This is a genomic window from Lactobacillus sp. WILCCON 0058 (assembly GCF_057198005.1).
In genome coordinates this window covers 1,411,550-1,424,995 of record NZ_JBUBHM010000001.1, presented here as the reverse complement: position 1 = coordinate 1,424,995, position 13,446 = coordinate 1,411,550, and the positions used below count along the sequence as shown (strand labels likewise).

Below are 13,446 nucleotides of genomic sequence, written 5' to 3'. Positions count from 1 at the left end.
AAATTCTTCTTTCCCTGTAAAGTTAATTGTCAAAAAATTAGCAAACACACATTTATTTGTTACTTGTTCTTCATGACCGGCTGGTAGACCAGGTCGATCAAGACGGCGGCCAGGAAGGCCACGGCCAAAGAAGTCAAGAGCTCCTTGATCCCGATGGCCGGCATGGCGATCCCGCAAAGAGCCAACAGGCAGGTCAAAAGGATATCGGCGATCTGGACACTGGCTACCGGCTTAGATGGGGCGGACTGCCAGAAGAAGCGCTTGGTCCGGGTGATTAAGACGATCATCATGGCGCTCATAACTAAGAAGACGTAGACCATGGTGCCAACTTGATCATGATTTACCTCGGCCTTTGTTAAGGCAGACACGAATGCAAAGCCAATGACGGTCCAGGCAGCGGCCAAGGAAAAAGCAATTTTAGCCAGCTTGCCCATGTCCCAGTTTTCCGGCTTATAAGTGATGTGGGTATTGTCGGTCCCAATCATCATGGTGACCATGTTGTTCATGATCGTGTAGATGACCATGGCATTCAAGGCCATTGGCAGGTAGCCGAAAATAAGATAAGAGAAGGTCAAGAGCATGGTCAGTTCAGCTGTTCTAGCCAGTTTGGTCAAAGACCAGGTGGTCATCCGCTGGTAAACCCGGTGGCCGGCATCCAGGATCTTGACGATCGGCGCCAGGCCGTCGTCTAACAGGACCATCTTGCTACTCTTTTTGGCTACGTCAGCGGCATTTGACACGGCGATGCCGACTTCAGCCTGCTTGAGGGCAGGGGAGTCGTTGACTCCGTCCCCGGTCATGCCGACGATGTAGCCGGCCTTTTGGAAGTATTTCACCATAGCCAGCTTGTCTTCCGGCAGAACATCGGCAATCCCGGCCAGGTCTTCCGCCTTTACTCCCTCTTTAAAGTCGCTGATGGAGATGACTTTGCCAGTCAAGCCGACTTCTTCAGCCACGCTGGTGGCGGTTTTCTGATTGTCCCCGGTCAGCATGATCGGCTTGATCCCCCGCTTGACCAGTTCGGCCAAGGCAGCCTTTGAATCAGCTCTGACCTTGTCTTTAGTGATAAAAATCCCTGCCAAACGGTCATCGAGCAAAATCCCAACTGACCGGCCCAGGCTGAGGTCGACAGCCGCCAATTTTTCAGAAACAGCCGGATCAATCTTGCTGAGCTGCTTGACTGAACCCAGCTTGACGTCGTGGTCGCCAGCTTGCCCTTCAGAATAGCCCTGGCTGGAAGTGAAGGGGGTAAAAGCTTCTGCTTCTTTAACTTGAATCTTTTTCTCTTGCAGGTAGTCCATTAAAGCCAGGTCGATTACGCTTTGGTTGCGCTGGTCGATGGCCAGGCTGGTCAAGGCCAGGACTTCTTCATCTGAGAGCTTTGAAAAATTCGCAAAAGAGGCAACGGCTGTCTTATTTTCAGTAATGGTCCCGGTCTTGTCCAGCAAGAGCAGGTTCAAGTTAGCCGCGTCTTGAATCCCGGTCAGGTCACTGGTCAAAACGCCCTCTTTAGACAGGCGGGTAGCCTCAAAGGAGTTGGAGAGGGCAAAAGTTGAGGGCATGGCCACTGGGATAGAAGCGATGAACATCATGGCCAGGAAGGGCAACATTTCAAGAATGTTTTCGCCCCGGATCACGGCCGCGATCAAGAGGATAACCGTCAAGACTCCGTCCAAAAGGCAGAGGTAGTAGATGATCTTGGTCAAAAGCTGTTGCAGGTGGCCAGGTGCCGCGGACGTGTTGATCAAATTGATGGTCTGTCCGCTTCTTGAATTGGTCCCGGTCGCGCTGACCCTGCCCAGGGCTTCGCCATCCATGACGGTCGTGCCCGCAAAGGCGGTGGAGCCGGCTTTTTTGTGGACATTCTTGGCTTCCCCGGTGATTGAGGATTCATCCAAGGTCAAGTCCCCGTCCAAAAGGTCAATGTCGGCAGCTAAAATGTCCCCTCTTTGCAGGTTGACAATATCGCCAACTACCAGGTACTTGGAGTCGATCTTTTGCCAGTGGCCGTCTCTTAATACGGCGACTACGGGGGTCAGCTGCTGGGAAATCGAGCTCAAGACCTTGCGGGACTTCTTCTTCTGCGTGGCTCCGTTGTAGGCGGCAAAGAGCAGCATGAGCAAGACGAAGAGGGACTGGATCCACTTGCCCAGGACACATTCAAGCAGCAGGGCTGCTTCCAGAATCCAGGCACTGAGATTCCAGAGCTTGCCGGCAAATTCCTTCCAGAAGCTGAATTCTGGTTCCGGGACTTGGTTGAGCCCGTCTTTTTTCAGGCGCAGGTCAGCTTCGGCCTGCGTCAAGCCTTTTTCATTCATTCAAACATCTCCTTGTAATTATTCTTCAGTCGTGACGTGTTACATATAGAAGTTATTTTTCTCACTGTTTATTGTAGCCCCTGGGTTGATATAAATAAAATACTGATTTATGATGTTAGATATCGAAAAAGCTGATATCTGTTAACCGGAGAAAGCAAAGAATAAGAATGATGAAATAGAAAAGAGAGGGAAAAATGAATTTCAAGCAGCTTAATTACTTTCTGGTCGTAGCTGAAGAAGGGCAAATTACGTCAGCCGCCAAGCGGCTCTTTGTCGGCCAGCCGGCCCTCAGCTACCAGTTAAAGCAATTAGAAGAAGAATTGGGGGCAAAACTTTTTGTCCGCCAGCCCTACGGAATCGAACTGACTGAAGCTGGCAAGAAGCTGCGGGATTATGCCGGCCAGATTTTGACTTTGGCTAAAAACGCCCAGACAGAAATTACGGAGCTTGACCGGGGCGGGCGGGGGAGAGTCAAACTCGGTTCCGTCTCTTCTTCAATCGGTGAACTCCCTTCAGCCCAATTGACGGCTTTTGCCCGCCAGCACCCCGGCGTCTCCTTTGATATCTACGAAGACAATACCTTCGGGATCCTGGACAAGCTGCAGGGCAATCTGCTGGACTTGGCCATTGTCCGTACCCCCTACAACCGGGTCAACTTGAATTTTGTCGACATCAGTGATGAACCGATGACCGCGGTTACCTGCCAGAATTTTTTCCCTGGCAAAGAAAAGGTAGGCCTAAAAGACCTGGCCGGCCAGCCCCTGGTCATCTACCGCCGCTTTGAGGACATGTTCAAGGAGGCTTTCGCGGAAAAAGGCCTGACCCCAAATTTCGTGGTTACGTGCGATGATTCCAGAACCGCCATCCGCTGGAGTGACTCCGGCCTGGGGCTTGCCCTGGTGCCAGAATCAATTGCCAAAACTTACGCCAAAGGCCGCCTTTACCCGGTTGACCTAGCCAAATGGCGGACCCGCCTGCAGCTGGTCTGGCGCAAAGACCGGGTGGTCACCCCGCTTATGCGGCAGATAATCTCCCTCTATGATTAATTTGCAAGCTGGTATGACAATAAAGTATTATGAAAAACAGATTTTTACATTATAATAGATAAGGATAGTCTTTTTCATTATTTGCTGGAGTTGGCTGAAAAAAACAAATGCATCATGAAAGAGGGAATGCTAAATGTTGGAAAAGACCTTTTATAAGACCCTGCTGAGTCACTCCTTCAACATTCCAGTCAAGGTCAATTACTGGGATGGCAAGTCCGACCTGTACGGCGATGGTGATCCGGAAGTAACCATTACTTTTCATGAAAAGCTTCCGGTCAAGGAGATCACCAGCAACGCCTCCCTTGCTTTGGGTGAAGCTTACATGGACAAGAAGATCGAGGTCGACGGCAGCCTGCAGAAACTGCTCACGGCGGCTTATGAAAGTTCTGAAAGTTTTATGCGGTCGGCCAAATTCCGCCGCTTTTTGCCTAAACAAAGCCACTCAGAAAAGCAGTCAGCCAGTGATATTCAGAGCCACTATGACGTCGGCAATGACTTTTACAAGCTCTGGCTGGACGACAGTCTGACTTATTCCTGCGCCTATTTTACAGATGGCAATAAAGATGACCTAAAAGCTGCTCAGTTGGCCAAGGTCCACCATATTTTAGACAAGCTGCATCCAGATAAGGGCAAGACTCTCTTGGACATTGGCTGCGGCTGGGGCACTTTGATGCTTACGGCAGCCAAGGAATACGGTTTGAAAGTCACCGGGGTTACCTTGAGTGAAGAACAATACCGGCTGGTAAAAGAAAAAATTTCCGAGCAAGGTCTGGAAGACGTGGCTGAGGTCAAGTTGACCGACTACCGGGAACTGGGTGACCAGGAATGGGATTACATCACCTCTGTAGGGATGTTTGAACATGTCGGCAAGGAAAACATGGGCCTTTACTTTAAAGATGTCGCTCGCTACCTTAAGAAAGACGGGGTGGCCTTGATCCACGGGATTACCCGTCAGCAGGGCGGAGCGACCAACGCCTGGATCAACAAGTATATTTTTCCGGGCGGCTATGTGCCAGGCCTGGAAGAAATGGTTGGCCACATCGTGGAAAACGGCTTGCAACTGGCAGATATCGAAATGCTGCGCCGCCACTACCAGCGGACTTTGGAAATCTGGGACCAGAATTTCAACCTGCACAGAAGCAAAATCCAAGAGGAATTCGGGGAACGCTTTACCCGGATGTGGGACCTTTACCTGCAAGCTTGTGCCGCTTCTTTTGAATCAGGCAATATCGATGTCATGCAGTTTCTTTTGACCAAGGGCCCTTCTGGCAAAAATCTGCCAATGACCCGGGACTACATGACTGGTCATAGAGCTTAAAAATGCAAAGCAAAAACTGGAAGCCGAATCAACGGTTTCCAGTTTTTTTATGCCCGACTTGAAGTCAGGTTCATCCGCCGTTCAAAGTAGTTGAGCAGACGGGTCAGAATAAAGGTAACCACGAAGTAGATGCACATGGTGATAAAAAGTGGCATAACCCCGCGGTAGGTCGCGGTTTGAACCAGGCCGGTCTCGTACATCAATTCCCCAACCCCGATGACGGAAACCAGGGAGCTGTCCTTGGTCAAAGTGATAAATTCATTGCCCAGGGCTGGCCAGATGTTCTTCAAGGCCTGAGGGAAGACCACGTAGCGGTAGGTCTTGGCCTGGCTGAGGCCCAGGGACCGGGCAGCTTCCGTTTGCCCCTTGTCCACGGAATTGATCCCGGACCGGATGTCTTCAGCCACGTAGGCCCCGGAGTTAAGGCCGATGGCGATGATCCCGGCAGCCAGGGCCGGCATATTTTTGATCAGCATCCCTACCCCAAAGTAGACGAACATGATCTGAACCATCTGCGGGGTGCCCCGAAGAAATTCGATGTAGCAAACGGCGATAGCGTACAGAAGCTTATTTTTAGACAGCCGCATCAAGGCAAAGATGACACCCAGGATCAAACCAATCGTGATGGAGCAAATCGTAATGATCATGGTGTAGCCCAGGCCAGTAGCAAAGTAGCTGGCGTATTTGCTCATGGAGTTGTTCGTCTTGCTTGAAGCCTGCTTCATGGCCTTGGCAGCGGCGGGGATGTACTTCTTGTTAAAAAGGTCCTGCTTTTGGCAGTTGTTGATGGTCTTGTTGATGGCCTTGACCAGGTCGCCTTGCCCCTTGGCTATACCGACAGCGTTGCCCATCTGAGCCTGGCTGAGGCTGGACTTGACCAAGGAAAGGGAAGTGTCGTTAGTGGCGTAAGTCTTGGCGTTCAGTTCACCCAATAAAACCGCGTCAACCTTGCCGGACTTAAGGGCCATGAGCAGGTTGCTGATCTTGGCCAGGCCCTTAAGCTTGATTCCGCTCTTAGCAGCGTTTTTCTTCAAAGAAGTGTATTGAAGCGACCCGGTTTGGGCACCAACCGTCTTGCCCTTGAAGGAAGAAGTGCTGGTGTATTTGGCCTTGTTGGTCTTATTGATGACAAAGTAGTCGGACTTTTCAGCGTAGTAGATCTTGGAGAAGTCGATGCTCTTCTTCCGTTCTGCCGTTGGCGTCATCCCGGAAATGATGACGTCGATCTTGCCGGTTTCCAGGGCAACCAGGAGGGAGTCAAAGTCCATGTTCTTGATTTCCAGCTTGACTCCCAGGTCCTTGGCGATTTGCTTGGCCAATTCCACGTCGACGCCGACGTACTTGTTTTTGCCGTTGACGTTCTTGGTAAATTCCAGTGGCGGATAGTCAGCTGACATGCCGACGACCAATTTGCCGGACTTTTTGATTTTCTTCATGACCGTGCCGCTGGCCACTTTCTTGCTGCTTGCGGCATCAACAGCTGGAACTGCCGCGGTAAAGAGACCGGCCAAGAGCAGGAGGGCGGTCATAATTTTAAAAAGTTTCTTCATCTTGCTTCTCATCCTTTGCTAGCTACGCTTCCAAAATCTTTGCCAAAAAGTCCTTGGCCCGGTCACTTTGCGGGTGGTCGAAGACCTGATCGGGACTGCCCTTTTCCAAGAGGTAGCCGTCGGCCATGAACCAGACTTCATCAGCGACTTTTCTTGCAAAGCCCATTTCGTGGGTGACGACGACCATGGTCATCCCGGTTTGGGCCAAATCCTGCATGGTCTTTAAGACTTCCCCGACCATTTCCGGGTCTAAGGCACTGGTTGGTTCGTCAAAAAGCATCATGTCCGGCTGCATGGCTAAAGCCCGGGCAATGGCGACACGCTGCTGCTGGCCACCGGACAGGCTGGCCGGGGAGTGGTCGGCAAAGTCATCCAGGCCAACTTTTGTCAGGAGCTCATGGGCTAATTTATCAGCTTCCTGGTCGCTCATTCCCTTAACCTTCATCGGGGCCAGCTTGACATTTTCAATGACGGACATGTTGGGAAAGAGGTTGAAGCTTTGGAAGACCATGCCCATCTTCTGCCGCAATTGGTCCAGCTCTTCTTCTTTAAGGTCGGTCAGTTCGGTGCCTTCAAAAATTACCTGGCCGCTGGTCGGCTTTTCCAAGAGGTTAAGGCAACGCAAAAAAGTACTCTTGCCTGAACCAGATGGGCCAATAACCGTGATGACTTTTCCTTTTTCGATGACGGCATTGATGTCCTTGAGAACTTCCTTGTCGCCGTAATTCTTCTTCAGATGCTTAACTTCGATGATCTTGTTCATGTTTAATCCTTCGTCTAAAAGGACACAAGCAATGAAGAGCTGACAAGCGGCAAAGTTCTGGGCAAGAGTACTTAAAAATGTTCAAGTTGACAGTAATGAAATACTGGAGCCAATGAGCGACTTATGACTGTGACAGCTTTTCATTGCCAGTCCTTGCCTTGCAATGAAACAGCTTCAGTCACCATCATGGATGGTGCTATGTTCGGTGGTGGTAAGTCCTCGTCCTCATTTTGATTTGCTCCTTTTTGAAAAAATAAAAAGTAAAGTAAAGATAAACTTGTAATTAAATCTCTTATTGATTTTTAATTTTAGCGCAAACAGAAGGCAGATGCAAGAGCAAATGACAACTTTCATGAAAAATGTTGTAAAAATAAGTAAAACAAGCAGATATCCGTATACAGCTAGGAAAAGCAGCTTTTTCCCGGCAAATTACTAAGATATTTAGAAATGACGGCCTTTCTGATTGTTTTTTTCAAGCTGCCTTGCTATGATAGGGGGCACGTAAGGAGGGACTTTTTTGCAAAAAAGAACAGATAAAGGGTCCGGCAGAAGGACAGGATTTCTCCAAAAAATAATCGGTATCTTGATTGCTGTGGTATTTTTGGCCGGCGGGATCATAATCGGCCAGCACTTGCCCAGGAAAAGCCGGGACCAGGTAACGGTAGCCACGGTTTCCGCCAAGTTAAAGGCCATCGGGGAACTGGCGACTGAGCAGTACACCTATACCGGCATTTACAAACTGTCTAACGGGCAGATCCCTTTTATCACCAAGAAGGGATTTACCATGGTCTATACGGCGAATTTCAAGGCCGGAGTCAAGGTCAAGGACATCAAGGTGCAAGTTAATAAAGAGCAGGTAACCGTGACTCTGCCACAGAGCCAGCTGCTGGACAAGAAGATTGACCCGTCTTCAATCAAGTTCTATGACCAAAGCTATGCCCTTTTTAACTGGAACCAAAAAGAAGACATTATTAAGGCTGAGCAGGCGGCTTTAAAGAAGGCAACAGGCGCAGCCAAAAAGTCTGGCCTCTTGTCCCGGTCGCAAAAGAATGCCAAGAAACTGATCAAGCAGCTGCTCCAGGGGACCCTGGACGGAAGGAAATTGGTCATCAAGACGGCTGAATAAAGAAAAAAGTAAAAAATAAATAAAATACGGCATAAAAATACGCTCAAATCAGACTGATCTGAGCGTATTATTTTTTGTCAACTGTTATTCTGCAGGACTGTGGTCAACATGGGTGTGGGAGTATTGGTAACGCCACAGCCAGCAATATAGCCAAGGGGATGCCAGGAAGCCAAAGGGAATTGCCAATACAATCACGAAGACAAGTCCCCGCCATAATATGCCTAAGGCAGTCCCGTCATAAATCAAGCGGTCATTGTTAATGATCTGGTGCTTGGTCTGCCAGCGAAGAATCATATTGTGAGTCCATGGGTAGGCCAGGCCAAAAGTCACTACTAAGAACAGGAATTGGACGATGTTGTAGCCAATGTACTGGAAGGTGTTACCGTCAAAGCGGGAATCTTCTGCGCCTTTTTCACCTTCATAGTAGGTGTGGTTCATGTTCCATTTTTGCAGGCCAACAGGGATGAAGAAGGCAAAAAGCCCGCAAGTAATAATTGTTAGGAATTCCCACAGAATCCAGTGGCCCAAAAGAGAAGCACCAGTCCCATTAAAAGTTACCCGCTTGCCGTCAACCACCATGTGCTTGGTTCTCCAGCGCTGAATAGCGCAGTTGAGCCAAGGCGCGGCGAAGCCGCAGGTAATGATGGTTAAAAGGATATAGAGCAGATAAGTGCCAAACAAGGCAGCTCCAGTCCCGTCAAAGTAGGAGACAGGGCCTGCTTGACCATTCTTGGCTTTCTCAATTTCTTCCTTTTCAGCTTTTTCTTCAGCTTCATGCTTGGCCCGGTAGGTCTGGTAAAAGTCCTGGTAGGCGGCCAGGTCCCGGCTGATGATCGGTTCAACGGCAATGCCTAAGTTTTGCAGCAGGACACGGGAGCAGGTATCGATTCCCCAGACAACGGCCACCCAGCCTAAGATCTTGAAGGTCTGCGTCAAGCCGGGATTGTAATAATTATATGAATATGACTGGTTGATCCCCAGACAGCCCAGGAAGGATAAAACTGAAGCCGCGCCGGTAATCCAGCCCCAGACCGTCCGCTTGCTCTCGTCTTTATACAAAACATGGCCAACTGCTCCAACGCCCAAGGCCGACCCGACCAGGAAGATGGCTCTGACCAAAAAAGTAGCAACCATGAAAACTGCGTAAAAGATATCATTTAAAGGCAGCAGGTACTGGCCATAGATCCAGCCAGACAGGCGGTTCAGCAGCCACAAAGCCACCGTCATGAAAAGAGGGAAGAGGAGGGCAACGCTGGCAAATTTCTCCAAATTGTCAGGCGTCAAGTAGTCCCGCCAGTTTTCCCAGAAATCTCCTGTCTTTTCGCCAGTCGTCTTTAAACCGGAAGTGATGTCTTTGGCGGCATCATCAATGCCCTGGCCTATTTGCTCGCCCATCTGGTCAATGCTGTTGTCAACCTGGCTTATCACTGATTGATCTTTTGGTGCTGTATCTTTGGCTGGAGCCTTTGCAACTTCTGCCTTAGCATCTGACTCAACTTTCTCAACTGGTGCCCCGCACTTTATGCAAAAGTTGGCACCCTCGGGCAATTTAGTCCCGCAGTGTATGCAATACATTATTCCTCCTAAAATAGATAAAAAGCTAAAAAATTTACAGATTTCTGCCCACACCAAAGGAGACCGCGATAAGGAGAAGGATAAGCAGAAAGAGAGTTTCCCCCAGCTTGAAATCTTCTTCTCCCTTGAGAACGTAACGGCCTGCCTTATAGAGCAGGTAGATGGCAAAAATCGGCAGCAGGGTCAAGGAAAGGGGATTATACTGCCAAGCCTTGGCAAAATTTCCCTCCAAAATAGCAAGAGCCGCCCGGGTCATCCCGCAGCCGGGGCATAAATAGCCCGTCATTGCCCGAAAAAGACAGGGCAGACCGTGGCCAGTCAAGTGGTAGCTGGCCAGCAGGGCCGAAGCCGCGGCAATTATGATACTCCCATTGCCGATGACTTCTTTAGCTCGCTGTTTAACACTGCCGTTTTCTATACTCATCTGATTAATACTTTTCTTAGGCATTCTTATCTTTATACAAAATTACAAATTATCATTACTAGTATAAAGAGCAGGGGATTAACTGTCAATTCAACTGGCGGAATTTGGGCACAAAAAAAGATCCGCATAAGCGGATCTTTCTTGAGCTAATCTTTTAATGATTAGTCTTGAGCTGGGAAGAAGTCGAGACGTTCGCCGTCACCGAGTTGTTCTTCGATTCTCAACAATTGGTTGTACTTTTCAACACGTTCTGAACGAGCTGGGGCACCAGTCTTCAGTTGGCCGCCGTTAGTAGCAACAGCGAAGTCAGCGATGAAGGTGTCACCAGTTTCACCTGAACGGTGAGAAATCATGGTGTTGTAGCCGTGCTTACGTGAAATCCGGATGGTTTCCAAAGTTTCAGTTACAGTACCGATTTGGTTCAGCTTGATCAATGAAGCGTTACCTGCGCCTTCCTTGATGGCCTTTTCCAGCAAGCGTGGGTTAGTGCAGATAAAGTCGTCAAGAACGATTTGCAGACGGTCCTTGTGGCTTTGAGTGAACTTAACCATGCCTTCAGTGTCGTTTTCGTCGTATGGGTCTTCCATTGAGATCAATTCTGGGAATTCTGCGAGCAGCTTGTCGTAGTATTCTGCCAATTGGTCACCGTCAAGAACCTTGCCTTCCAGGTGGTACTTGCCGTCTTCCTTGTTGTAGTAGTATGAAGCAGCACAGTCACAAGCGATGGCAATGTCTTCGCCAGGAACGTAACCAGCACGTTCGATAGCTTCGTGCAAAGCCTTCAAAGCTTCTTCTGAGTCCTTCATGTTAGGAGCGAAACCACCTTCGTCACCCAAGCCAGTTTCGTAACCCTTTTCTTCCAAAACCTTCTTCAAGGTGTGGTAAGTGTTAACGATCTTTTCGAAGCCGTCACGGAATGAGGTCTTCTTAACTGGAGTGATCATGAATTCTTGGATGTCGATGCCGTTGTCAGCGTGTTCACCACCGTTGATAACGTTGTGGAAAGTTTGAGGCATTGACAAGTCAGTACCACCAAGGTAACGGTAAAGAGGTTGGTGGGTAGCCTTAGCAGCTGCTACAGCAGTAGCCATTGAAGTACCCAAGATAGCGTTGGCGCCCAACTTACCCTTGTTTGGAGTACCGTCAAGTTCGATCATAGCCTTGTCGATAGCTGGTTGGTTGAATGGGTCTGCACCTTGCAGTTCGTTGTTGATGGCAGTGTTAACGTTGTTAACAGCCTTCATAACACCCTTGCCGCCCAAACGTGAGCCACCGTCACGCAATTCAACAGCTTCGTTTTCACCAGTTGAAGCACCAGATGGAACTTCAGCGCGGCCAACTACGCCGTTTGACAGAGTAACTTCAACTTCAACAGTTGGGTTACCACGTGAGTCAAAGATTTCTCTAGCATGAACGTTTTCAATAACAACCTTGGTCATTAAAAAATCCTCCTTAAAATACGCTGTTGAAGGAATCCTTCGACAGCAAGAGCATTCGCTCTGTAATTATTTACAAGTTCATTATAGTATAAGCTTGTGAATCCGTAAACAGCTGATTTGTTGAAAACGGATACAATAACCAACTTTTTACAAATTTTACTTTTTGCCAAGAATTTTGCCAGCTTTTTTATCTTGAAAGCGGTTAGTGAAAAAATCCCCCAGTACGGCAAAAACTGTTAAAATAGATTTAGAAACAGGTAAGGCAGAAGAAGCTGCCGGAAAAAGTAGAATCGGGATAATATTATGGAAAACGTGAGACTGATAGTTGATTCAAGCGCCAATACTTTGAGCGATCCAAGCCGCGGCCTTGAGGTCGTGCCATTGACTTTGACCATCGGCCAGGAAAATTGGCTCGATGACGAGCAGCTGAACATGGCTGCTTTTTTAGGCAAGATGGAAGCCAGCCAGGAAGCAGGCAAGACTGCCGCTCCAAGCATCCAGCGCTGGCTAGACAGTCTGGAAGGCTGCGAGAAGGCAGTGATTGTGACGATCACCAGCGGTTTGTCGGGGACGTACTCTTCAGCCTTGCAGGCCAGAGACATCTATTTAGAAACCCACCCGCATGCCCAGATCGTCGTGGTTGACTCCCGGTCAGCGGGGCCTGAATTGGAAGTAATTCTGGAAGGAATCGAAGAAATTCTTAAAGATGACAAGCTGCGTTTTGCTGACTTGGAAGCAAGAATTGCCGACTACCGGACCCAGACCCACCTGGTTTTCGTCCTCCAGTCGCTGAGAAATCTGTCTTTAAATGGCCGGGTTTCCCCAGCTGTAGCCAAAATCGCGGGAATGCTGAAGATCAATTTGATCGGGACGGCCAGCGTTGACGGTGACCTGCAGCCTGTAACCAAGGCTAGAGGGATGAAGAAGGCCTTGCGGGAACTGGTCAAGCAGATGAAAGAAGAGAAGTACCAGGGCGGCCGGGTAGTGATTGACCACTGCGAAAATAAGGCCGATGCTGAAAAGCTGAAGGAAATGCTTTTGGCTGAATTCCCCGATGCTGAGATTTCCATCCGGCCGATGCGGGGCCTGTGCTCTTTCTACGCGGAAAGAGGGGGGCTCATGGTCGGCTTTCACAATTAAAAGCAAGAATAAAAAGTCCAGAGTTCTGTTAAATTAGAACTCTGGACTTTTTGTCTCTATTATTCTTATCGTCTATTGTTATCGGTACTATTATTTTTACTTCAAAAAGAGGGCGGCGTAGATTGTTTGCACGACTGTAAAACAGAAGACTGACAGAGCAACCGCCCCGATCACGTCAGAAGGGTAATGAGCCCGGAGATTGAGGCGGGAAATGACGACAAAGAGCCAGTAGATGATGAGAAATACGGCGAAATACTGGTCAAACAGCCGGCGCAAAAGAGCGTAGAGAATGAGGCACATGGTTGTCGCCCCTAAGACGTGGCCGCTGGGGAAGCTGTAGCCCTCTTCTTCTGACAGGTGGGCATGAGGGCGGCTGCGCTTGACCAAATGCTTGATGATCACACCCGCCGCGTCGGTCACCCCCAGGGTGGCCAGGACCCAAAGGCCCAGGCGGTAGTTGCCTTCATTTAAGAGGAGGCCGGCGATCAAGACATCCCAGACAATGACCAGTTTTGGCTCGTTGATAAAGGCAATGATCTTCCAAAAAATATTCTTCTGTGTCCGCACCAGTTTCTTGTGCAGCTTCTTGTCCAGGCGGTTGAAGGCCGGAGAGTAGAGAATGTTGAGAATCAAGACCAGCAGGACCAGCCCTGAGATTGTCAGTGAAATAAGGTCGATTCGCAAATTTTCATTTTCTTTCTAACAAAATTTGACTTGTCCAGTTAAAAATACAACTGGACTTTTACG

11 protein-coding genes are annotated in these 13,446 nt (G+C 49.1%); 4 read left to right on the top strand and 7 right to left on the bottom strand.

The annotated features are described in order from the left end of the window. Nucleotides 1-59: 59 nt before the first annotated feature. Nucleotides 60-2,318: an HAD-IC family P-type ATPase gene (locus tag ACYVUU_RS06595; RefSeq protein WP_484500395.1), complete on the bottom strand. Its 2,259-nt coding sequence runs from the start codon at nt 2,316-2,318 to the stop codon at nt 60-62. Nucleotides 2,319-2,512: 194 nt separating this feature from the next. On the opposite strand from ACYVUU_RS06595, the gene ACYVUU_RS06590 reads away from it, so the two are divergent. Together ACYVUU_RS06590 and ACYVUU_RS06585 are read left to right on the top strand one after the other, a co-directional pair. Beyond that, nucleotides 2,513-3,364: a LysR family transcriptional regulator gene (locus ACYVUU_RS06590; RefSeq protein ID WP_484500394.1), complete on the top strand. Its 852-nt coding sequence runs from the start codon at nt 2,513-2,515 to the stop codon at nt 3,362-3,364. Nucleotides 3,365-3,497: 133 nt separating this feature from the next. Next, nucleotides 3,498-4,682 (top strand): class I SAM-dependent methyltransferase, encoded by a 1,185-nt coding sequence (locus ACYVUU_RS06585; RefSeq protein ID WP_439776294.1) that lies wholly within the window; start codon nt 3,498-3,500, stop codon nt 4,680-4,682. Between the two features lie 47 nt (nt 4,683-4,729). Here the strand turns inward: ACYVUU_RS06585 and ACYVUU_RS06580 are convergent, their stop codons facing one another. Together ACYVUU_RS06580 and ACYVUU_RS06575 are read right to left on the bottom strand one after the other, a co-directional pair. Then, nucleotides 4,730-6,232 carry an ABC transporter substrate-binding protein/permease gene (locus ACYVUU_RS06580; RefSeq protein WP_484500393.1) on the bottom strand — a complete coding sequence of 501 codons (1,503 nt, stop codon included), beginning with the start codon at nt 6,230-6,232 and terminating at the stop codon, nt 4,730-4,732. Between the two features lie 22 nt (nt 6,233-6,254). Next, the gene (locus tag ACYVUU_RS06575) at nt 6,255-6,995 is read right to left on the bottom strand and encodes an amino acid ABC transporter ATP-binding protein (protein ID WP_439776296.1); all 741 of its coding nucleotides are present in this window, start codon (nt 6,993-6,995) and stop codon (nt 6,255-6,257) included. 517 nt (nt 6,996-7,512) lie between these two features. On the opposite strand from ACYVUU_RS06575, the gene ACYVUU_RS06570 reads away from it, so the two are divergent. Beyond that, nucleotides 7,513-8,121: a DUF4230 domain-containing protein gene (locus tag ACYVUU_RS06570; protein WP_484500392.1), complete on the top strand. Its 609-nt coding sequence runs from the start codon at nt 7,513-7,515 to the stop codon at nt 8,119-8,121. A gap of 84 nt (nt 8,122-8,205) precedes the next feature. On the opposite strand, the gene ACYVUU_RS06565 is transcribed toward ACYVUU_RS06570, so the two are convergent. The 3 genes from ACYVUU_RS06565 to eno form a co-directional block, all read right to left on the bottom strand. Next, the gene (locus tag ACYVUU_RS06565; RefSeq protein WP_484500391.1) at nt 8,206-9,696 is read right to left on the bottom strand and encodes a DUF6693 family protein; all 1,491 of its coding nucleotides are present in this window, start codon (nt 9,694-9,696) and stop codon (nt 8,206-8,208) included. A gap of 34 nt (nt 9,697-9,730) precedes the next feature. After that, nucleotides 9,731-10,120: a DUF2752 domain-containing protein gene (locus tag ACYVUU_RS06560; RefSeq protein WP_484500390.1), complete on the bottom strand. Its 390-nt coding sequence runs from the start codon at nt 10,118-10,120 to the stop codon at nt 9,731-9,733. 161 nt (nt 10,121-10,281) lie between these two features. Beyond that, the gene (gene eno, locus ACYVUU_RS06555) at nt 10,282-11,559 is read right to left on the bottom strand and encodes a phosphopyruvate hydratase (protein WP_002879863.1); all 1,278 of its coding nucleotides are present in this window, start codon (nt 11,557-11,559) and stop codon (nt 10,282-10,284) included. Nucleotides 11,560-11,862: 303 nt separating this feature from the next. Here eno and ACYVUU_RS06550 point away from each other — a divergent pair, with 303 nt between their 5' ends. Continuing rightward, the gene (locus ACYVUU_RS06550) at nt 11,863-12,699 is read left to right on the top strand and encodes a DegV family protein (RefSeq protein WP_439776300.1); all 837 of its coding nucleotides are present in this window, start codon (nt 11,863-11,865) and stop codon (nt 12,697-12,699) included. A gap of 96 nt (nt 12,700-12,795) precedes the next feature. Here ACYVUU_RS06550 and ACYVUU_RS06545 read toward each other — a convergent pair whose 3' ends face one another. Then, on the bottom strand, nt 12,796-13,383 hold the full coding sequence (locus tag ACYVUU_RS06545; protein WP_439776301.1) for a phosphatase PAP2 family protein: 588 nt from the start codon (nt 13,381-13,383) through the stop codon (nt 12,796-12,798). Nucleotides 13,384-13,446: the final 63 nt, after the last annotated feature.